Source organism: Emticicia agri, assembly GCF_004168285.1.
Classification (GTDB): domain Bacteria; phylum Bacteroidota; class Bacteroidia; order Cytophagales; family Spirosomataceae; genus Emticicia; species Emticicia agri.
Genome location: NZ_SEWF01000020.1, coordinates 62,384 through 84,492, shown reverse-complemented (window position 1 = coordinate 84,492; position 22,109 = coordinate 62,384). Strand labels below are relative to the sequence as shown.

At 38.9% G+C, this 22,109-nt stretch carries 22 protein-coding genes; 13 read left to right on the top strand and 9 right to left on the bottom strand.

Annotated features, from left to right (window positions below):
- Window positions 1-46: 46 nt before the first annotated feature.
- Complete coding sequence (rsfS, locus tag EWM59_RS14655) at window positions 47-457, bottom strand: ribosome silencing factor (protein ID WP_130021826.1); 411 nt, start codon at window positions 455-457, stop codon at window positions 47-49.
- Between the two features lie 156 nt (window positions 458-613).
- Between rsfS and EWM59_RS14650 the strand changes: the two genes are divergently transcribed.
- A complete protein-coding gene (locus EWM59_RS14650) occupies window positions 614-1,378 on the top strand; it encodes a biotin--[acetyl-CoA-carboxylase] ligase (protein ID WP_130021824.1) in 765 nt (254 codons plus the stop codon).
- 165 nt (window positions 1,379-1,543) lie between these two features.
- On the opposite strand, the gene EWM59_RS14645 is transcribed toward EWM59_RS14650, so the two are convergent.
- From EWM59_RS14645 to hisS, 3 genes are read right to left on the bottom strand one after another with little or no spacing between them, the layout of a single operon-like run.
- Entirely contained in the window at window positions 1,544-1,951 is a 408-nt protein-coding gene (locus tag EWM59_RS14645) for an acyl-CoA thioesterase (protein WP_130021822.1), read from the bottom strand.
- Window positions 1,951-2,988, bottom strand: coding sequence for an endolytic transglycosylase MltG (gene mltG / locus EWM59_RS14640; RefSeq protein ID WP_130021820.1), 1,038 nt, complete (start codon window positions 2,986-2,988; stop codon window positions 1,951-1,953). The genes EWM59_RS14645 and mltG overlap by 1 nt, the downstream gene beginning before the upstream one ends.
- A 4-nt stretch (window positions 2,989-2,992) precedes the next feature.
- Window positions 2,993-4,354: a histidine--tRNA ligase gene (hisS, locus tag EWM59_RS14635; protein WP_130021818.1), complete on the bottom strand. Its 1,362-nt coding sequence runs from the start codon at window positions 4,352-4,354 to the stop codon at window positions 2,993-2,995.
- Window positions 4,355-4,430: 76 nt separating this feature from the next.
- Between hisS and EWM59_RS14630 the strand changes: the two genes are divergently transcribed.
- On the top strand, window positions 4,431-4,697 hold the full coding sequence (locus EWM59_RS14630; RefSeq protein WP_130021816.1) for a hypothetical protein: 267 nt from the start codon (window positions 4,431-4,433) through the stop codon (window positions 4,695-4,697).
- A 69-nt stretch (window positions 4,698-4,766) separates the two neighbouring features.
- On the opposite strand, the gene EWM59_RS14625 is transcribed toward EWM59_RS14630, so the two are convergent.
- A complete protein-coding gene (locus EWM59_RS14625; protein WP_130021814.1) occupies window positions 4,767-5,618 on the bottom strand; it encodes a putative universal stress family protein in 852 nt (283 codons plus the stop codon).
- A 174-nt stretch (window positions 5,619-5,792) separates the two neighbouring features.
- Window positions 5,793-6,152 carry a hypothetical protein gene (locus EWM59_RS14620; protein ID WP_130021812.1) on the bottom strand — a complete coding sequence of 120 codons (360 nt, stop codon included), beginning with the start codon at window positions 6,150-6,152 and terminating at the stop codon, window positions 5,793-5,795.
- Window positions 6,153-6,249: 97 nt separating this feature from the next.
- Between EWM59_RS14620 and EWM59_RS14615 the strand changes: the two genes are divergently transcribed.
- The 7 genes from EWM59_RS14615 (at window position 6,250) to EWM59_RS14585 (ending at window position 14,920) form a co-directional block, all read left to right on the top strand.
- On the top strand, window positions 6,250-7,017 hold the full coding sequence (locus tag EWM59_RS14615) for a class I SAM-dependent methyltransferase (protein ID WP_130021810.1): 768 nt from the start codon (window positions 6,250-6,252) through the stop codon (window positions 7,015-7,017).
- Between the two features lie 137 nt (window positions 7,018-7,154).
- Window positions 7,155-7,907 (top strand): SDR family NAD(P)-dependent oxidoreductase, encoded by a 753-nt coding sequence (locus EWM59_RS14610; RefSeq protein WP_130021808.1) that lies wholly within the window; start codon window positions 7,155-7,157, stop codon window positions 7,905-7,907.
- Between the two features lie 41 nt (window positions 7,908-7,948).
- Window positions 7,949-8,710: an SDR family NAD(P)-dependent oxidoreductase gene (locus EWM59_RS14605; protein ID WP_130021806.1), complete on the top strand. Its 762-nt coding sequence runs from the start codon at window positions 7,949-7,951 to the stop codon at window positions 8,708-8,710.
- Window positions 8,711-8,746: 36 nt separating this feature from the next.
- Entirely contained in the window at window positions 8,747-9,571 is an 825-nt protein-coding gene (locus EWM59_RS14600; RefSeq protein ID WP_130021804.1) for a DUF5672 family protein, read from the top strand.
- Between the two features lie 11 nt (window positions 9,572-9,582).
- Window positions 9,583-10,761 (top strand): glycosyltransferase family 9 protein, encoded by a 1,179-nt coding sequence (locus tag EWM59_RS14595; protein WP_130021802.1) that lies wholly within the window; start codon window positions 9,583-9,585, stop codon window positions 10,759-10,761.
- Window positions 10,754-12,010: a glycosyltransferase family 4 protein gene (locus EWM59_RS14590; RefSeq protein ID WP_130021800.1), complete on the top strand. Its 1,257-nt coding sequence runs from the start codon at window positions 10,754-10,756 to the stop codon at window positions 12,008-12,010. Before EWM59_RS14595 ends, EWM59_RS14590 begins: the two co-directional genes overlap by 8 nt.
- 48 nt (window positions 12,011-12,058) lie before the next feature.
- The gene (locus EWM59_RS14585; protein WP_130021798.1) at window positions 12,059-14,920 is read left to right on the top strand and encodes a PVC-type heme-binding CxxCH protein; all 2,862 of its coding nucleotides are present in this window, start codon (window positions 12,059-12,061) and stop codon (window positions 14,918-14,920) included.
- Between the two features lie 42 nt (window positions 14,921-14,962).
- Here the strand turns inward: EWM59_RS14585 and EWM59_RS14580 are convergent, their stop codons facing one another.
- The gene (locus EWM59_RS14580; protein WP_130021796.1) at window positions 14,963-15,373 is read right to left on the bottom strand and encodes an OsmC family protein; all 411 of its coding nucleotides are present in this window, start codon (window positions 15,371-15,373) and stop codon (window positions 14,963-14,965) included.
- A gap of 192 nt (window positions 15,374-15,565) precedes the next feature.
- Between EWM59_RS14580 and EWM59_RS14575 the strand changes: the two genes are divergently transcribed.
- Window positions 15,566-16,249, top strand: a complete 684-nt coding sequence (locus tag EWM59_RS14575) for a hypothetical protein (protein WP_130021794.1) — start codon at window positions 15,566-15,568, stop codon at window positions 16,247-16,249.
- A 204-nt stretch (window positions 16,250-16,453) separates the two neighbouring features.
- Window positions 16,454-17,128 carry a lysoplasmalogenase family protein gene (locus EWM59_RS14570; RefSeq protein WP_130021792.1) on the top strand — a complete coding sequence of 225 codons (675 nt, stop codon included), beginning with the start codon at window positions 16,454-16,456 and terminating at the stop codon, window positions 17,126-17,128.
- On the opposite strand, the gene EWM59_RS14565 is transcribed toward EWM59_RS14570, so the two are convergent.
- Window positions 17,107-17,481, bottom strand: coding sequence for a VOC family protein (locus EWM59_RS14565; protein WP_130021790.1), 375 nt, complete (start codon window positions 17,479-17,481; stop codon window positions 17,107-17,109). The genes EWM59_RS14570 and EWM59_RS14565 overlap by 22 nt on opposite strands.
- A gap of 275 nt (window positions 17,482-17,756) precedes the next feature.
- Window positions 17,757-18,230: a c-type cytochrome gene (locus EWM59_RS14560; protein ID WP_130021788.1), complete on the bottom strand. Its 474-nt coding sequence runs from the start codon at window positions 18,228-18,230 to the stop codon at window positions 17,757-17,759.
- A gap of 143 nt (window positions 18,231-18,373) precedes the next feature.
- Between EWM59_RS14560 and EWM59_RS14555 the strand changes: the two genes are divergently transcribed.
- Window positions 18,374-20,434, top strand: a complete 2,061-nt coding sequence (locus EWM59_RS14555; protein WP_130021786.1) for an NADH-quinone oxidoreductase subunit 5 family protein — start codon at window positions 18,374-18,376, stop codon at window positions 20,432-20,434.
- Window positions 20,435-20,467: 33 nt separating this feature from the next.
- Window positions 20,468-22,045, top strand: coding sequence for a complex I subunit 4 family protein (locus EWM59_RS14550; RefSeq protein ID WP_130021784.1), 1,578 nt, complete (start codon window positions 20,468-20,470; stop codon window positions 22,043-22,045).
- Window positions 22,046-22,109: the final 64 nt, after the last annotated feature.

The window sequence follows — 22,109 nt, the reverse complement described above, 5'->3', positions numbered from 1 at the left end:
TTTACATAAAATTGCTTAAACTGTAAAGGTTCACGATGTTACAACATCAATCTATCAGTATTTGTTTAAGGGGTTCCGGTTCCATACTTTCAGCTATTTCAGTCAGTTCTGCGTCGCCCCACAATGATTCCAGGTCGTAAAATTTACGACGGTCTTTTCTGAAAACGTGCGCAACCACATCTACATAGTCTAACAAAATCCATTCTCTGTTTTGTTTTCCCTCCTGATGCCAAGGGTGTAATCCTGAAGCTTTGTGTATTTCTTCGTCTATTGAAGTAGCAATTGCATCAATTTGTGTATCAGTATTTCCTGAACAGATAACAAAAAAATCAGTAATTGCATTTTTTACATTTCTCAAATCCATTACCACTATATTGGCCGCTTTTTTTTCTAACATGCCATGCACTACTAAGCGACTTAATTCTTCACCTGAAAGTTCTTTTTTCTTTTTTATCATCTTTTAATTTTGCATGAAATATGCCGCTTTTGAAGTTCTCTGATAGATATAATTTCGGCATAGTTCAGAATATAGTACTGGTTATTAACTAAATATAAGCATTAATTCCTATAATATAATCGTATTTTATAGTCCAAACGCTAAATTAATAAAAAATTGCACAATTTTCAGCCCAAAACATTATTTCTTGGCAAAAATCTCATTTATCTGCCAAGTTGTCATTCTACTAACGACGTTGCCGCCGAAAAAATTCAAAAAGAATCAATTTTTGATGGCACAATTGTCATAACTTCTGACCAAACTGCCGGACGTGGACAAAGAGGTAATAACTGGGAGGCACTCCCGGGTCAAAACATTACCATGTCTGTCATTCTGAAACCTGATTTCCTTACTGCCACCTCGCAATTCAGGCTGAATATTGCCATTTCTTTAGGTGTACACGAATTTCTGAGCAAATACGTTGCAGAAAATTTACGTATCAAATGGCCGAACGATGTGTATATAGGCAACCGTAAAATGGGTGGTATTCTGATTGAGAATACAATTGCAGGCAGCCGATTAAATTATTCAATTGTAGGTATTGGCTTGAATATCAATCAGTTAAACTTCAGTAACGATAAAGCTATTTCATTAAGATTAGCCACCTGTCAAGACGAATTTGATTTGGAAAAACTAATAGAAGAATTATGCGTTTGCCTTGAAAAATATTACTTACAACTGAAAAACGGGCATATCGACAAGCAAAAAGAACAGTACCTGAACATGCTCTATCGTTATCAGGAAACCCATGTATTCAGCAAAAATGGCAGTTCATTTTTAGGTAAGATTGTAGATATAGCTGATAGTGGGCAATTAATGCTTGAAGTTGAGGGGGGAATACAGTATTTTGGATTTAAGGAGGTGGCGTTTGAGATTGTCTGAACTTTAACCTATTTGTCTGAACTGTGGTTTAGCTGATTGAATTGATTTTTATGATAAGAAAAATGATTCGATTCTGATTGGTACGATAAAATTGAATTTCAATAATCAATCAATTAAGAATCAGTGTAATCACACAAATCCGTTAAATCACAGTTCAGACAAAACTCATTCAAAATAAGGCTTTAATCTATTAGTAATCTCATCTGGGCAGATGGTAATGCGGTTAGTGGCCATTTTTACAAATACCAAAGTGGTTTCGCCCAGATTCAGCAGCACATTTTCTTCGTTATAGATTTCGTAATAGAACACAATGCGGGCACGGGGCATTTCTTTGATAATAACCCTGATGGTTACTAAATCGTCATACTTGGCAGGCTGAATATATCTTGATTTACATTCATATACAGGCATCATTACGCCCATTTCTTCTAAAGTCCGGTAGCGTAAACCCAATGAGCGCAATGCCTCTACCCTGCCGATTTCATACAAACGAGGATAATTGCCATAATACATATAGCCCATCTGGTCGATGTCGGCATAACGAATGCGGTACTGCCAGTCAAACTGATACATTAGTGAATTTTAGCTTTATTGAGTGCTTCCTGATAAATACGTGCATTATTCAGGTGATCGCTGTAACTTTCGGCAAAGTTATGATACCCCGAAAAATCTTCTTTAGCACAGAAATAAATGTATTTATGACGTTCGTAGTTCAATACAGCGTCTAATGCTACAGGCTCCGGTAAAGCTATCGGGCCGGGTGGCAAACCTGCATTGCGGTAAGTATTATAAGGAGAATTAATGGCTAAATGTTTTTCCATAATGCGTCTGATACTGAAATCGCCTACAGCAAATTTCACGGTCGGGTCTGCCTGTAAAGGCATACCAATAGCCAGACGATTAATATAAGACCCTGCCACACGAGGCATTTCGTCTTTCTTATTGGTTTCAGACTGCACAATCGATGCCATTACAGCCACTTCTACAGGAGTCATGTTTATTGACTTTGCCTGTTGCAGTTTTTCTGCTGTCCAGTACTTTTTATACTCATCGTGCATTCTGTCTAAAAACTTATCAGGCGTGGTGGTCCAGCGTACAAAATAAGTATTAGGCAAGAACATACACATAATGGTTGTAGTATCGAAACCATACTTGGCACATACTTCTTTATCTTTCAGTTTTTCCAGCAACTCTTCGTTGCTGAACTCAAATCGGCTACCGATTTTCTTGATTAAATCTGATTTCAGACGGATGTTATTAAAAGTCAACCTTACATCGTCCTGCTGGCCTCTTTTTAACTTAGAAAGAATCTCTTTATTACCCGAATTAGGTTTGATTTCATAACGACCCGGTTTTACGTTTTCAGGATATTTTGTCCATTTAGATAAAAACTGAAACGAGATTTCGTCATGAATCATATTGTATTTATGCAATGAGTCCACTACGTTTTTGTAAGTACCTCCGGTAGGAATATACAACACAAATGTTTTTTCACCTTTTACATTCAGGTTGGCACTGCTTGACACCTGCCAGAAATAAAATGAGAGTGTAGCAACAATGGTTGTTACAATTACAAGTGTGTAGGCAATAAGTTTTCTGTTTTTAAGCATAGCACTATTTCAAATTTTGTATAATACTTTCTATCGTAAGTCTGGTTTGTTCGCCCGACTGCATATTTTTCAGCGTAAGCTCTCCTGTTGCCATTTCTTCAGAACCAACTACGCAAACATACGGAATTTTTTTACGGTCGGCATACTCAAATTGTTTTCTTAACTTGGCGTGGTCAGGATAAATCTCGGCATTGATACCTGCATCACGTAGTTTTTTTAGCAATGGCAAAGAGTAAGTTTCAGCTTCTGCATCAAAGTTGGTGAGTAATACCTGAGTGGTTACACCCTGATTGTCAGCAAACAGCCCTAACTCTTCCATTACATCATAAATACGGTCAACTCCTAAAGAGATTCCTACACCCGATAGCCCGGGCAAACCGAATGTTCCGGTCAGGTTGTCATAACGCCCACCCCCAGAAATACTTCCCATTTGCACATTGTTGGCCTTTACCTCAAAAATAGCTCCTGTATAATAACTTAATCCACGAGCTAAGGTAATATCTAACTGAATTTTTGGACTCTGTAAACCAAAAGCATCAATCAGGTTCCATACTTTTTCTATTTCTTCTACTCCTTTTAAGCCTGTTTCAGAATTTTTCAACCATGCTTTCAATCCGCTTAATACTTCGGCAGTATCACCTTGTAAATTAAATATAGGTTGTAATTGCGCAATTACTTCTGCCGAAAATCCTCTTTCACGCAATTCATCTTCTACCTTTTCTTTACCTATTTTATCAAGTTTATCAATTGCTACGGTCAAAGGCACTTCACTGCCTTTCATCCCGATAGTTTCGGCAATACCTGATAGAATCTTGCGGTTATTGATTTTTACTGTAAACTCGGTAATACCCAGATTCTGGAATATTTCGTGTAGCATCAATACAATTTCAGCCTCACAAATCAACGAATCAGTACCTACAACGTCAGCATCACATTGATAAAACTCACGGTAGCGTCCTCTCTGCGGACGGTCGGCACGCCAAACAGGTTGTATCTGATAACGTTTAAACGGTATGGCAAGTTCGTTGCGGTTCATTACCACATAGCGGGCAAAGGGCACAGTTAAATCATAACGTAACCCTTTTTCTGAAATTTTATGCGTCAGTTTTTTAGCACCTTCATCAAAATCTTCAGGAGTTACTTCTTTCAAGAAATCACCTGAGTTCAGTACCTTAAACAGCAACTGGTCTCCTTCATCTCCATATTTGCCCATTAATACATTCAAGGTTTCAAGCGTTGGGGTTTCTAAAGGCTGAAATCCGAATTTCTGAAAGGTATGTTTGATGGTATAAAATATAAAGTTTCGTTTTACCATCACCGATGGCCCAAAATCACGTGTTCCTTTAACTAAACTGGGTTTACTCATTTGTCTTTTATCGCTATGTAAATAATTCTGCCACAAAATTAGCGTAAAAAACTTATTGTTAATTGTTAAATGTGAATTGAATTTCTTAACTTTGCACCCTGATTTTGAATCACAGCCTGTACAGGCAAATGTAGAATATAAACTTTTAATACCTCTCGGCCCTTTTTGTAGGGTTTTTGAGAACAAAATACCTAAAAAAATGGCAGTAACAAGGTTAAAACGTAAAGCAAAAAGAAATCAAGCGATTGCAAAAAACAGAATAGCTGAAATCAAACGTTTATCTTTAAAAACAGATATCCAAGCGGTTGATGTTGAAGCATTGAAAGCAGAATTCGCAAAATAGTCTATACAGATTCTTGCTAAGAAATAAAAAGAGACGCCTTAAAGCGCCTCTTTTTTTATTTCTTTCTTCTCATATCATATTAAGCCCAATATTTCGCTTACTCATACTGCTATCTCTTTTAATATATAATATCGGCATTTTAGGACTGCAATAAATAGTGCCGTTCTGTTGCGTTGCCCGATACACAGTTGTATCTTCATAACAGGCCAGTACGGCCGAGTCACAATGAATATGCTCTATACATTGTAAGAAATTAAGATAGGTTTGCTCTTGCTCTACAATAAAACTAAAAGTAATGGTAGCATCAAAAAAATCCTGATATTCCTCAATCAGTTTTCTTTCTTCTCTCAGTTCGTGTTTGTCTCTGGCAAACAACACAAAATTAAGGAACATACCATAATGAGACACAAATTCATGAAAGGCATTAAAAAAATCAAAACACGACTTTTGCACTTTCTCTACCAATATGCTCACATTGCTCGGAAATGCTAATTCAATGGTGGGTGGTATGGCAATGATCGCTGCAGAAAGATTCATCAGAATGGCTTGTGCATTTTTTCCCATCTCCCACGAACCTCTTGTATTAGTTGAGCCTATGACGATGATACCAAAATTTTCTTTGGCATGCAAAAGCTGCAATTCGTCTATCAGATTGTTATGAGCCATGTGGACTTTAATAGTACTCTTACCCGCTTTATTGCGATAATTACAAGCCTGATCTAAAATTTTGCTAATAAACTCATAGGCCTGTTTTTCTGTAGTTTCTCCATCAAGACAATGAAAAATGGTATATTCACAGGTAATATCTCTGGTAAACAGGAATAAATAAGAGATAATCTTTTCAGAACATTCACCTAAGTCAATGGCAACAAGCGTTTTTCTTGGTTGACTATAAAGTGATTCAGATTGAGGTAAATTCATTAGTAGGAAACTTCACGTAATCTGCCTGACAAAACCTTATCCGCCAGATTTTAGAGCTTTTTTGATGCAAACCTAAGCATAATTACTCAAAATAAAAGTTTTGGGCACAAAAATACCCAAAACTTGTTAAATTTCTTCAATAAATTGTTAAAATAGCACAATAACAACCAAATATTATTCTGCCTTGGGCGGTTCTATCTTTGTAATAGTCAACACTTTTTTATTTTTTCTGTCTCTATCTCGGTCTTTCAGAATATTTTTAATCAGTTTGCGGTTCTCGATTTTCATCTTGAAAATAATGGCTTGCCCAAATAAAGCTAAACCAGAATTGACCATAATAAGACTATACGTACCCAACAAAAACCATCTCATAAAGGGCTCTTTCGAGTGCTTCAGATTCCCTGCTTCGCTTAAAACGCTCAGGCCATACCCTACCAGCATCATACCAATAGTAGCTGATAAGAACCACTTTACACGCAAAGGCATATTTTTAATTAACCTTCTTCCGGGAGGCTTTCGTTTTTTTATTTCCATTAATTTATCGAATCTTTATGTATATTGGTGTAAAACAAAGACAAAAATAATTAATTTTGGGCTTAAATTACAACGATATATACTCATAAGTTAAAGCATGGGCAAAATTATTAGTTTCTTACTTCGTTTTATTCCAAGAAAATACCTGCAATTATTTAGCCATATTCCCCTTAAAGTCTATACTTTAATTTTAAAAGGAAATACCGTTGAGTGTCCGGTTTGTGAGGTTAAATTAGATAAATTTTTACCTTATGGCCGGTTAGCATCAAGAAAAAATGCCCTTTGCCCCAATTGTCTGGCATTGGAGCGCCATCGGCTGATGGCACTTTACCTGCGTGAAAAAACAAATTTCCATACAGCACCTCATCTGAAAGTATTACACGTTGCCCCCGAATATTGTTTTATCGACCGTTTTGAAGCCATGAAAAACCTTGACTACATTACGGCTGATATTGAATCGCCTCTGGCAAAGGTAAAAATGGATATTCATCAGGTTCCGTTTGAAGCCAACACTTTTGATGTGGTATTCTGTAACCACGTGATGGAACACGTAGAAGATTACCACAAGGCCATGTCAGAATTACACAGGGTACTAAAACCCGGCGGCTGGGGCATTATTCAATCGCCGCAGGACTGGACAAAAGCACATACTTTTGAAGACCCTACCATAACCGACCCCCGTGAACGTGAACGTGTTTTCTGGCAGAACGACCATTTGCGTCTGTTTGGCCGTGATTATGGCAGAGAACTTGAAAAAGCAGGATTTAAAGTAAAAGAAGATGATTTTGTAATAAAAATGCCAAAAGAACTGGTAGAAAGATACGCCCTTCCGGCAGGTGAGATTATTTATTTTTGTGAGAAGTAACCCCACACCCCAACCCCTCTCCCCAACAGTGGGGAGAGGGGCTTTCTTGTTCCCTCCCCGCTGTTGGGGAGGGTTAGGGTGGGGTTATTAATAAAGCCCATTTCGACTATTAAAAAACCCATTGTAACTCAACCCCTATGAAATTCAAAGATAAAACAGTAATCATAACAGGCGGAAATTCAGGTATTGGCAAAGCGGCTGCCATTTTATTTGCTCGTGAGGGCGCTAAAATAATGGTTGCTGACCTGTCTGATGCGATAGATGCTGAATTAGCTGAAGCCGTAGCGCAGGCAGGAAGTGAGGTGAGTTTTGTAAAAGTAAACGTAACAAAGCCTGAGGAGATTGAAAAAATGATTGAGCAGACCTTGAGTCTATGGGGCAGATTTGATATACTGGTAAATTCGGCAGGCATACTCGGGCCACGTATCCGCACCGAAAAATATCCGGAAGAAGATTTCGATAAAATCATTGATGTGAATGTGAAAGGCTTGTGGTATTGTATGAAATTGGCATTACGGTATTTTATGGAGCAGCGCAGTGGAACCATTGTCAATATTGCTTCAGTAGCAGGACATCTGGGTATGGTAGGTCATATTGCCTATGCGGCCAGTAAGCATGCCGTAGTAGGTATGACCAAAACTGCGGCTATTGAGTTTGCCAAGCATGGTATCAGAATCAATGCCGTTTGTCCTGGTTTTACGCAGACACCGATGTTAGAAGGCGCAGATACCGATGCGGCTTATTTAGAAGCGTTGCAATATGCTACCCCGATGAAACGCTTTGGTAAGCCCGAAGAAATTGCCAGTGCTATCTTGTATTTAGCTGCCGAAGAAGCCTCTTTCATCACAGGACAGAGTGTAATTGTTGATGGCGGGCTGATTTTACAGTAGTGTATTTTACCAGATATACCCTATCCTATATAATTGAACCTATGCAAAACGTTTTTGACTTAACAGGCAAAGTAGCCCTTATTACCGGAGCAAGTAAAGGAATCGGAGAGGCGATTGCCCGGATATTTGCTGAATACGGTGCTAAAGTAGTAATTAGTAGCAGAAAACAGACTGACCTTGATGAGTTGGCCAATGATATAAAAGCAGCAGGTGGCGAATGTACAGGCATAGCCGCCCATGCAGGCGAAATTGCCCAATTGAAATTATTGGTTGAAAAAACTGTTGAGATTTATGGAGGTATTGATATTTTAGTGAATAATGCAGCTACCAATCCGGTATATGGACCATCTTTAGATTGCTCTGAAAGTGCCTTTGATAAAATTATGCAGGTAAATGTAAAAGCACCTTTTGAGTTGGCCAAGATGGTACACCCGATTATGAAAACCCGTGGTGGTGGCAGTATCATTAATATCAGCAGCATTGCAGGCCATACGCCAGACCCCGGTCTGGGTATTTATAGTGTAAGCAAAGCCTCATTAAATATGCTCACTAAGGTACTGGCAAAAGAGTGGGGCGAAGACGGTATCAGAGTAAATGCCATTTGTCCGGGACTGATTAAAACCAAATTCAGTCAGGCATTGTGGGATAATGAAAAAACACTGGCGCACTTTACCAAACGCCTGCCTATTGCACGCATGGGTACTGTAGAAGAAATTTCGCCAATGGCCTTATACCTGGCTTCGTCGGCTTCTGCTTACACCACCGGAGGATTGTTTTCGATTGATGGCGGAACGATTATCTGATAGTAGAACATCCTTTGAGATTAACCCTTTTTAGTTTTGGAAAAGACCAGTGCTTGTATCATCATACCTATTTATCAGGAGCAATTAAACCCTTATGAAGCCATATCGCTTGCGCAGGGGGTTCAGGTTTTAGGCCATTATCCTATGATTTTAGTCAAGCCTGCTTCGCTGAATGTAGGCCATCTGTTAGAAAAATATCCTCAACTGCAAATCCGGAATTTTGATGACGCTTATTTTAAAAGCACCTTGACTTATAATAAATTATTGCTGTCAACGGAATTTTATGAGTGTTTTCTGGCTTATGAATATATGCTGATTTATCAGTTAGATGCTTTTGTATTTAAAGACGAGTTGGCTTACTGGTGTAGCAAGGGTTATGATTATATAGGTGCCCCCTGGCGGATTGAAATAGATTTTGATAGCCGATGGAAAGAATGGATATGGAATCTGAAAAAGAAAATAGCTATCTGGTTTGATTTAAAAGAAGAACGTTACGGCAAATACGGCCCGAAAGAGATTATCATGAAACGGGGTGTAGGCAATGGTGGATTCTCTTTAAGAAAAACCAGAAAACTGTTAAGTCTGATTCCTGAAAATCAGAAGAAAATAGAAAAATATTTAGAACTGGCCAAAACTCATCCTGCCTATAATGAAGATATGTTCTGGTGTATTGAGTTGAATCGGTATTTTCCGAAATTAAACATCCCCGACTGGCGAACAGCCCTTAAATTTGCCGTTGAACACATGCCCGAAAAGGCCTATATACTCAACAATGGCTTGCCTTTCGGTTGCCATGCCTGGGATATTTACGAAACCGAATTCTGGAAAAAGCACATTCGTGCGTTTGGGTATGAGATTTAAAGAAATTGTATATGAGAAAATATTGCGGAACGCCACGGGAAACCATTCCATTTACAGTGATGGATTTTTTTGTGGATATATATGCGAAACTTTTTTTTAAAAGACGTGCGAGAAACATAAATGTTACTTCTCCTGAACGAATTCTGATAGCTTCTTTGGGCCATTTAGGCGATGCCCTTACGGTTACCTATCTGTTTCCACTGATTAAGAAAAAATACCCCGATGTAAAAATTGACCTCTTAGCACCTACCTGGTGCGAGGCCGTGAACAAATACAACCCATATATAGACCGTACTATCTATATTAATCATTACCAGACCAACCGGAAGAAAATTTCTCGCTGGGAGAAAATCAAAGAACATTACCGCACTTTCAGAGAAGCCCTTCCGCTACTGCAGCAATATTCTTACGACTATTATATTGACATTCGCTACAGCGATGCGGTGGCACATTTTGTATTGCCTTATATCAAAGTGGGCAAGGCATTCGGTTTTGCACGTCGTGGTTTAGGGGGATTGTTAGATAAAGAATTTGATGTACCCACCGAAGAATTTCACCATTTTGATATGTATTTTATGCTCCTGCACGAAATAGGTATTGAGGGTAAACTGACCGATGTAGAGCCGTATTTTAACATTTCTTCAGGTGCTACTTTCGAAAAAATTAAAACCAAAATAACGCTACCCCGAGGTGCTTATCTGATGGTATTTCCTGAATCGGGTGGTGAGCATAAACAATTATCTCCAGCCTTCTGGGCATCGGTTCTGACCGAGATTTTAGAAAAAACCGGCTATTATATCCTGCTCTGCGGGCAAACGGGTCTTTCAAAAAAAATATGGGATTTAATAGATATACCTACCGCCAACAGAGTAATTGATTCTTCGGGTAAAATAAACATTCACGAAATCGCACTTCTGTCACAGAAAGCGAGTTTTGCCCTTACACTCGATTCTTTCCCCGAACATCTGTGTTGCATCTTTTCTAAAACCGTTTCCGTCTATAAAGGTACAGGTTATCCGTTTTTTCCATTGGCTAATTTCCCGGTGTACCTTATACACAACCATAAGCCAAGTGTAGGTTTGCCTTTCGACCGTGACAATGTTGAATTGGTTTATCGGGAAAATTTAGAAACTCCTGAAATCAAAGAATTAATTTTAAACAGAGTAAGCCCTGTAACAGTAGATGAATAAAGTTGTTTTAGATGGCGCTGTATTAGGTCTGGGATTTTTTCATGAACAATCCCGTACAGGTGTTTATCGGGTTGCCGAAAACCTGCTCAGAGGGTTGACGGAAAGCAATGCCGTAGAATTGGCATTGGGAAGTACCGAACACCTGCCTGAAACCATAGCCTATCTGAAAAAATTTTATCCTACTGCCTCTTTTCCGCTTGTAAATCAGGCAAAGGATTTAAGGTTTGCCCACTTCGAAAACAATATTATTTCGACTTTTGCTTACAGGTCAACACCGCAGAAAATTGTCAGGGAGATTTTTACCCGCTTGCGTGCCAGATTCAAACCTGCTTATGATTTCGATAGTTGTACTTTAGGAGCTTATGACATTTATCATTCACCTTTTCTGCCTGTTCCGCAAATATTAAAAGGGCTATCAAGACCTGTCAAGGTAATTACCATTCATGATTTGATTCCGCATTTATTTCCGTCTTATTTCGGCGAATGGAATGTAAACATGATGAAAAAAATAATGGATAGCATCGATGACAACACCTACCCTATCTGTGTGTCAGAAGCTACTAAAAACGATTTGTGTGAGGTAACAGGTATTTCGCCCGACAGGGTATTTGTAGCACCATTAGCCGCATCTGAAGACAAATTCTATCAGGTTCGGGACAATGAAGAAATAGAACGCATATTACAGAAATACAACATCAATATTCATAAAAGCTATCTTTTATCAATAGCCACCCTTGAACCCAGAAAAAACATTGAGCGTACCATCAGAGCCTTTCTGAAACTTATTCAGCAAGAGAAAACAGAAGATTTGAATCTGGTACTCGTAGGTACTAAAGGCTGGGATTTTGCCACTATCTTTGATGAAATAAAGGCCAATCCATTACTGAAAGAAAAAATTATTGTAACAGGTTTTGTGGCTGACGAAGACCTGGCAGCCCTATATTCTGCTGCGCTCGCTTTTGTATATCCTTCTTTATACGAGGGCTTTGGCTTACCTCCTTTAGAGGCCATGCAGTGCGGTACACCTGTCATTACCTCAAATAAAAGCTCGCTTCCTGAAGTGGTAGGAAATGCCGGGATACTAATTGATCCCACCGATGAAAACGCCATTTCCGAAGCCATGCTAAAACTCTACACCGATAAAAATTTGCGTCTTATTCTTGGCAAAAAAGCCATTGCGCAGGCACAAAAATTCTCCTGGAAAAAATTTACTGAACAGCATATTCAGATATATCAGCAAATTTCTTAAATTCGTAACTTGTATAGACAAGTAATTATTCAACCAAATTAATAAGCTATGTTCTTCTCTAAGAAAGCCACTGCTCTCTGTTCAGTTAGCGTTGCCTTAGTGTTGGTTACAGCCTTTGTACCAAACCCTGACGAAGATAAAAATAAACTCTACGTACCCGACGACCTCGAAGCCATTTTGTGGGCAGAAACACCGATGATTCATAATCCGACTAATATGGATGTGGACTACAAAGGGCGTATCTGGATTACCGAGGCCGTTGATTACAGGAATTTCAATACAAAGCCCGGCGAAAGGGTAAACAATGAACAGAAAGGCGACCGTGTAGTAATATTGGAAGATATCGACGGAGACGGTAAAGCAGATAAATCAAAGGTTTTTGTACAGGATAAAGACCTCGTGGCACCATTAGGCATTGCCGTAATCGGCAAAAAGGTTATTGTATCGGCAGCACCTAACCTGATTGTATTTACCGACGAAAACGGTGACGATATACCCGATAAAAAAGAAATTCTGCTCAAAGGTTTCGGAGGCATTGACCACGACCATTCTTTACATTCGGTAACAGCCGGACCCGACGGCAACTGGCATTTCAATACCGGTAATGCAGGCCCGCACCATGTAACCGATAAAGGCGGCTGGACCTTGCGTTCAGGTAGCTCCTATTATGGCGGCACGCCCTATAACAAGTCAAATCAGGGCAATCAGAAATCAGATGATGGTAGAGTGTGGGTTGGCGGATTGGCTTTGAGAATGGATACTGAGGGTAAAAACCTGAAAGTAATGGGGCATAATTTCAGAAACAGCTATGAAGTAGGGCTTGATTCTTATGGTAATATGTGGCAGAATGATAACGACGACCAGGTGATTACCTGCCGGGTAAGCTATCTGATGGAAGGCGGCAATGCAGGATATTTCAGTGCAGATGGCACCCGTTTCTGGCAGGCTGACCGAAGACCCGGACAGGAAATGTTTACGGCTCACTGGCATCAGGACGACCCGGGTGTGCAACCTGCCATTGATAACTCAGGTGCTGGTTCACCCACAGGTATTGCGTTTTATGAGGGAGATGCTTTAGGCGAAAAATACAGAGGTACATTACTGAGTTGCGAAGCCGGAAGAAATGTCATTTTTTCTTACCAGCCTACCTTGCAGGGTGGTGGTTTTAAAATGCAACGCCAAAATATGATTAGTTCTTTTCCAAAAACTGACGACCATTATATATGGCATGATGCAAGCGAAGATGTACGCAAATGGTTTCGTCCCAGCGATGTGGTAGCAGGCACCGATGGAGCCATTTACATAGCAGACTGGTATGACCCTGTGGTGGGCGGACACGCCATGCACGATAAAAAAGCCTATGGCCGTATTTTCAGAGTTACACCCAAAGGCAAAAAACTAAGACCTCCGGTAATAGATGTATCAACTGTGCAAGGGCAGATAGAAACACTCAAAAATCCGGCTATTAATGTGCGGAACTTAGGTTTTGAGGCACTCCGCAAAAGTGGCAACGTATCTGAAGTAAAAAAACTATTGAAAGATAAAAACCCTTATGTACAGGCAAGAGCCGTGTGGCTATTGTCTAAAATGGGCGAAGAAGGCATAAAAGAAGTAGAAAAAGTACTGGATAATGAAGACGCCAATTTAAAAATCACGGCTTTTAGAGCCTTACGACAGGTACGAACTGATATTTTACCAATTGCTGAAAAATTATCAACAGATAAAAATGTGGCTGTCAGACGTGATGTAGCCATTGCTTTGCGTGATTTACCTTTAGCTTCTATTCAAGGCATTATTAATAATCTGATAAAAAATTATGATGGTACCGACCGTTTTGAAATAGAAGCCATCGGGCAGGCATTAGATGAGAAAGAAAGTGCTTATTTTCAGGCTACCAGACCTACCCTACCCAAAGACCCGGTTATCTGGAATGAGGCTACTGCCAGCCTTGTGTGGCGTTTGCACCCTGTAGAAGCAATCAATGACTTGAAGCTCAGGGCAACTGCAAAAACGCTTACTGAAGCACAAAGAAAACAAGCCATTACAGCATTAGCCTTTATTAAAGATAAACGTGCCGTAACGGCCATGTTAGCTTTAACGAAGAATCCGCTGAAAGATGTCTCGGAGCAAGCATTCTGGTGGGTGAATTTCAGAAAGACCAACGAATGGGCAGATTTAATGGATTGGGAAAAGGCGGCCAATACACAGATGTCGGCACAGCAGAAACAGATGATTGCTTTAGAAAAACAGATGCTTAACAAAACTTTGCCGCAAGCCACTAGAGAAAAAGCAGCAGAAAAAATGGCGAACGATGTAACAGGTGGTAAAATGCTATTAAGTCTGGCAGGCGAAAACCGCTTACCTAAAGAAGTGCGGAACGTAGTAGCAGAAAATATTTTCAATAACCCTGATAAGTCTATCCGCATGATGGCGAGTGATTACTTCTTGCGCCCAAGCGGTAAAGAATTATCGGTTAATTTAGCCCTTGAAATGCCATCAGATATGAAGAAAGGCTATAAGGTTTTTAGAAAAAATTGTGCTACCTGCCACAAATTTGACAAAGAAGGTGCTGAAATAGGACCGGAATTAACCCAAATCGGAAAGAAATTTGATAAAGCAGGTTTACTTGATGCCATCGTAAATCCATCTGCCAGTATGGCATTCGGTTATGAACCAATGATTATCACAACTAAAGATAAAAACACCTATTATGGTTTTCTGGTAGGTGATGGAGAAACGCTTACCTTAAAAGATATAGCAGGGCAACTCACCAGCATCAAAAAGACTAATATTGCCAGCCGCAAACAATTGAAAAACAGCCTGATGCCTGAACCTTCTTCTATGGGTCTGAAAGAAAAAGATTTATCTGATTTGGCAGGATATTTATTGAAACTGCCATTGGAGGAGTAAAACAAAGCCCGCATGTATTGCGGACTTTGTTATTTTTACTGCTTATGCCAGAGTAGCATCAACAGTTATTTTGGTATTCAACAATTTAGAAATCGGGCAATTCTTTTCAGCATCAGCTACTAATTCATCAAATTTTTCTTTTGAAATTTCAGGAACTTTGGCAGTCAATGTTAAGTGAGATAAGGTAATTTCACCGTTTTCAAAAGTAATATCGCATTTAGTCTCCAGGTTTTCAGGAGTAAAACCTGCACCTGACAGATTAAAGCTCAATTTCATGGTGAAACAACCAGCGTGTGCTGCGGCTATCAACTCTTCGGGATTAGTACCTACGCCTTCTGCAAAACGAGAATTAAAAGAATATTGTGTCTGATTCAAGACTGTACTCTGAGTAGTCAGGTGTCCGCTACCTTCTTTACCTGTTCCTTGCCAAACGGCTGTTGCGTTTCTTTTCATTTTGTTGAATTTTTAGATGTACAAAATTTGCGTTGCAAAAGTAAGACTTTTACAACACGGGTATAAAAAAATCAATAAACTTATTGCTAATTATTTTGGTTTGGCCAATAAAACAAGTTTAGCACTATTTGTTGTATATGACAAAAAAAACGTATTTTTGTTTAACTATGGCTTTCTATTGCACTTTTCGAAATGCCTCTCAAACTAAAACTGGTTTACATACTCTGTTGTTTAATAGACATAGTAGCATTTACATTTCATCAAAAATGGCTCGTTCCTTTCGGTGCCTTACCGGTGTTGTGCTTAATCGTAATTTATGTACTCAAACGCAAAGGAGAATATAAACTTAAAGATTATACCTATACATTGGCACTTCTATTCTCAGCCATTGCCGATTTTGTTTTTGAGTTCAGAACACTGTTTGCTAAAGTAATAGCCATGATTCTTTATGTATTTACTTTCTCATTTTATATAGCAACTGTGCGCAAAGAGGTTGTTTTCACTGCCTCGTCGAAAGAATTAGCAAAAGTAGCATTGCATTTATTACTCATCATGTCGCCCTTTTTTCTGGTTTTCACCAAAATACCTACCGACTACTTTTTCTCTTCTATTTTGTATATGGTATTTCTATCACTCTTATACATAAATGCCTTATTTCGTAAAACCAATCAAAGTAGCTACAGATGGTTTTTTGCAGGTATTATCGCCTTTATTTTACTAACCATCACCGATATTTACTTTGGGTTTGTAATAACTGCACCACACGGCGACCTTATTAATAAATTACTGTATCAATTTGCGCAATACGCCATTTTTATAGGGATTATCAAAGCAAATAATCATTACTCCACTTCTTTCGCAAAAAACGTGAATTGACTACTTTGGGGAATATTTTACGCAAACCTTCCATTATACTTCTATATTCACATTTCCTATTCACCTTCCTTAACCTTAGGCTAAAAAAATATTGTAGCTTACGCTAACTCAACGAGAGTTAATCAGAAGTTTGGTACGATTTTTTAGCTATCGATTAAAACCATTATTTTTGTTTAATCATTGTCCCAAGTTCTACTTTCTGAAATGCCACTTAAACTAAAACTGATTTACGTACTCTGCTGTTTAATAGATATAGTAGCTTACATATATCATCGTGAATGGCTTGGCTTTGCCAGTGCATTTCCGGTTCTCTGCCTGCTTACGTTTTATTTTCTGCAACGTAAAGGCGATTATAAATTAAAAGATTACACCTATTCTTTTGGGCTCCTATTAGCTGCCGTGGCTGATATAACTTTTGAATTCAGAACCAACAATGCGAAAGCCATATCCATGATTTTCTTTATGCTGAGTTTTTCTTTTTACATTGCAACTGTAAGAAAAGAGACTGTTTTTACAGCATCTTCTAAAGAATTCAGTAAGATATTTTTGAATTTATTGTTGATTATTGCTCCATTTTTTATTGTTTTTTCAGAAATGCCCGCAGGATTCTTCTTCTCTTCTATCATCTACATGGTCTTTCTTTCGCTATTTTATATTACAGCATTGCTTAGAAAAACCAATAAGAGCAGTTATCAGTGGCTGATAGCAGGCGCATTGGCGTTTGCTTTGCTAACCGTTTGTGAGGCTTACTTTACGTTTATCATTAAAGTGCCTTACGATGGGGTTATTACTAAGGTAATTTACGGCTTTGCGCAGTATGTAACTTTTATGGGTATCATCACCACTTTTAAAAACTTTTATCCCGCCAGCGAAAAATGAGGATTATAGATAAACCCTATTACGTTTCCCCATAAATCTTTTACTGCACTTACAATAATGCCGCCGCCTACTTCGGTAGGTTCTTCAAAAGAAGTAGCACCACTGTCTAATACTTTCCGGTAAACCTCTTCTACATTTTCTACACCCCAGTAAGTAATTACCCCATCTGCTTTGCCCTCAGTTTTAGGATCCGGCTGTAAGCCCAGTTCGTAGCCGCCTACATTAAAACCTACATAAAAAGGTTCGTCAAAGTAAGGTTCAATACCAAATACTTCTCTATACCATGCTTTGGCTTTGTCAATATCGCTTACCCTGTAAATAGTTGTTCTAAGACCTAAGAGTGGAGATTTCATTTTTTTGATTGATTATGTGAATGAATATGTTGTGTAAAAATGAACCTGTTTAAACTTTTTGTTTAGTAACGAGAATGAGATATTTTTTAATCAGATGAGATTATTTATTGAGTGCGTAGCAGAGCTACGGACTCAATAAATAAGCGAAATATGATTGAAAAATAGCCATTCGTAGTCAAAAGAAATAAGTTTAAACAGGTTCAATAATATTTCATCTCAGCAAATTTACTTGCCAGATAGTTAATTTTTTGTAAATCTGTCAGCAATATACGAACCTATTGATTCACTTCTTCTACATATTTTAGAATGGCGTCAATATCTTCGTCTTTCAATTGAGGAAAGGTGGACATCGGGGTTCTGTTGAATTTTTGAAATAACTCAACCGCATATTTATCTCCACTGGCAATGAGTTTAGGCGAGTTTCTTATCCATTCTCTCAGCCATGTTATTTTTTGCCGCTCCTGTATCCCTTTCAGACCCGGTCCAACCACTACTTCGTCTGATGTGGTATGGCATTGACCACAATATTCTGTAAACAAGGCTTTCCCTTTAGTGGCTGTTTCAGATAAGGAAAGGGGTTTGTTTTCTATATAATCTATTACTTGAGCATCAGATAATTTTTGAGGTGGTTTATCCTGATTGAAATAATAAAAGGCGGTTGATGCGAAAATTACCCACGAAAAGCCATAGAGTATTGCTAAAGTTTTGAATAGTTCTAAAACTTTGACGATTGTTTTTTGTACATCCATATTGAAGCGTTTTTAGTCAAATGGATAACATCGGTTTCTGGAATTTAGTGCTGGGTATTGATAAAATAAAGACAAATTTAGGCTTCATTTTTGCTTTATAACTCATTACATTAGATATTTGCAAAAATACCCTCTTAATCTGAATGTCTGCCGAACAAGTTATACTTATTAACCTATTGTTATACTTAGTTGGATTTTCGTTTTTATTATTCAAGCGAAATACGTTAAGTGAACAATCTGTCGGTCTTCTTTCAGTAACGCTCAATGTAATAGGTGTGCTTTTCTCAATGGGTATCCGCCTGAGCGATATTATGGGTGATGTGATTCACTACGATTGGTTTTATATAGGCGATACACTCTTCAGTATTGATATTATCTTCAACGAGCTTACCTTTCTGATGTACTTCCTGGTGCAGTTTATTGCCTTGTGGGTACAGGTTTTTTCATTAAAATACATGGCCGGCGACCCGAGCTTCGGGCGGTATTTTGCCTATATCAACCTGTTTATTTTAGCAATGGTGGGCATTGTGGTATCGGGTAACCTGCTTATGGTTTATATGTTCTGGGAGTTGGTGGGTGTTTGCTCTTACCTGCTGATTGGCTTCTGGTATGAAAAACAATCGGCTACCAATGCAGCAAAAAAAGCCTTTCTGGTAAATCGTGTGGGCGATATTGGTTTTCTGATAGGCATTTTTCTGATTTACCGCTATTTCGGCACTTTTGATATTACGGTAATTATCGAAAAAGCCAGACTGATTCCGGTTGCGGCTTTCAATACTCCTGTGTTAACAACCATTGGTTTGCTTATTTTCTGTGGATGTATTGCCAAATCGGCACAATTACCCTTACAAATATGGCTACCTGATGCCATGGAAGGCCCGACTCCGGTTTCGGCCTTAATTCATGCCGCAACAATGGTGGCCGCAGGTATTTTTCTGATGGCAAGAATCTTTCCTATTCTTACGCCTGATGCCCTGATAGTCATGGCTATTGTGGGTACTTGTACTGCTTTTTTTGGTGCCTGTTCGGCGCTTAATCAATACGATATTAAAAAACTACTGGCCTATTCTACCATTTCTCAGTTAGGGTTGATGGTAATCAGCTTGGGCATAGGGGCTGTGAATGCCGCTCTTTTTCATTTGGTAACGCATGCGTTTTTTAAGGCAGGTTTATTCCTGTCGGCAGGGGCAGTTATTCACTATACCCATCATCAGCAGGATATGCGCCACATGGGAAATCTGCGCAAACAGATACCTATTATATTTTACTCCTATACTATCTGTGCAGCAGCGCTGGCAGGTATTCCTTTGTTTTCGGGTTTCCTGTCTAAAGATGCTATTATTGTGGCTGCTTTTGAGTGGGCGGCCAATCAATCTTCACAAATCTATTTTATTGTTCCTGCTGCATGTCTCATTGTCTCAGGTATGAGTGCTTACTATATGATGCGCCAGATTTACCTGGTTTTTCTGGAAAGAGAAGACAATCCGCTTGAGCTTATTTCGTCGGGTGCAGTAAGTTTTTATAAAAACGTTGCCAGGCGTATTGAGGGAATTGTAAAGGTTGAGGACAATGATAATGAAGACGATAAACTGACTGTTGAGGCATTTTACGAAGCTATTTCGGTAATAGGACCTATGGAATTATCGGTTATGGTAATGGCCTTGGCCTCTGTAGGTTTTGTTTTTTCTATAAACCCTTTTTACGCCGAAAGTAGCTGGTTCTTTGAGATTTTCCCACATGAATCTAAAAATTATCATTGGATAGCCTATGTAGCTATTCTGGTTTCGCTCAATGGTGTTTTGTTAGGCTATATTTATACCAAAGAAGAAAGCAACCGGTTAGATAAATACAAAACCCGCCCTGATAGCTTTATCGCTCGTCTGGTGTTCCATAACTTCTATCTGAGCGAGTTGTATCAGGCAGTATTTGTGAATCCGATGGTATGGGTCAGCCCGATTATCTATAAATTTGACACCATAATTATTGATGGATTTGTGAACCTGATGGCTAAAATATTTATGGGTATTTCGGTACTTGTCAAATGGATTGAGGAAAATATTGTAGATGCAATCATTAATTTTCTGGCCAATCTGACCCTTAAATCGGGGCATTATACCCGACAAATCCAGAATGGGAAAGCGCAGACTTACCTCATTACCATTTTTGTTTGTCTGGTTTTAATCATTGTCTTGTTAATTATATAACCTAAAATAAATTCTCTTTCCGGGAATCATGGCATGAATAATATTTTACTTTCAACACTCATTTTTCTTCCGATTATTGCGGCAGCGCTGGTGTTGTTGTTACCTAATGCTTACAAAGACTCGTTCAAATGGATTTCTATACTGGTAAGCATTATCAACCTTTTAAACATTTTTACACTCTACAATACTTTCGACCGTAAACTGACCTCGTTTCAGTTTCTTGAACAATACGAATGGATCCGGATGGGTTTAGGTAGCCTCGGGATTCTGTCTATTGATTATATTCTTGGGGTAGATGGTATCAATATGCCTATGGTACTGCTGTCGGGCATTATATTTCTGGTAGGTGCGGTAGCCTCATTCAATATCGAACATCGGCCAAAAGCCTATCATTCATTATATCTGCTTTTATCAGGCACGGTAATAGGTTGTTTTGTAGCACTCGATTTCTTTCTGTTTTTTATCTTCTTTGAGTTTATGCTATTGCCCATGTATTTCTTGATAGGAATCTGGGGAGGCGAACGCAGAGAATATTCGGCCATCAAGTTCTTCATTTATACATTTGTCGGCTCTATTTTTATTCTGATTGTCATGATTGGGCTGGCCATGTCTGTCAATGATACTTTCTTCTCTCAGGAGCTAAGTACGACTGTGCATACATTCGATTTCAGGTTTTTAGGCGACTTCAAAAATTACATTTCAGGTTCGTTGCTTTCGCCTGATAGCAATCAGCTCATTTTTGGTCTTTCGGCACGTGTATTTGCCTTTATATTGCTGCTTATCGGGTTTGGCATTAAACTACCCACCGTACCCTTGCATACATGGCTACCCGATGCCCACGTAGAAGCTCCTACACCTGTATCAGTTATTCTGGCAGGTATCTTATTAAAAATCGGTGCCTATGGGTTTATCAGAATTGCCTACGGCTTCTTTCCTGACATAGCTTATAATTGTAGTTATATTGTAGCCGGAGCAGGGGTATTATCAATTATTTATGGCGCATTTAATGCCCTGGCACAGGACGATTTAAAGAAAATGATAGCGTATTCGTCTGTTTCTCACATGGGCTTTGTTTTATTGGGTCTTTCGTCTCTAACAGCCGAGGGTGTCAATGGAGCTATTTATCAGATGTTCGGACACGGAATTTTATCTGCCCTCCTATTCCTGATTGCAGGTGTTATTTATGATAGAACTCATAATCGTTTAATCGAAAATTTCAGAGGACTTTCCTCTAAAATGCCGCTTTATACGGTAGCTGTTACCATTGCTTTTTTTGGTGCTTTAGGCTTGCCGTCTTTACCGGGTTTTGTGGGTGAGTTTTTTACCTTGATGGGTGGTTTTGCTTCTCCGGTTTTACCCGATTGGGTACCTATGCTCGCAACGCTGGGATTGGTATTATCAGCAGGCTATTTTCTCTGGACATTACAGAAAATGTTCTTCGGAAAATTCTGGACCAATCATAACCACGAACACCACATGAAAGACCTCGACATCAGAGAAATGGTGATGCTTTACGGGTTATCGGCATTGGCTGTCATATTTGGTATTTTTCCCAATCTGATTTTTGATTTAAGCGGCGAAACAGTTAAGCTATTTTTAGAAAAATTTTAAAATAACAGGCATCTGATGCTTAAATAATAACTAAGCATAGTACAACCAGCTATTATTAGTTAAT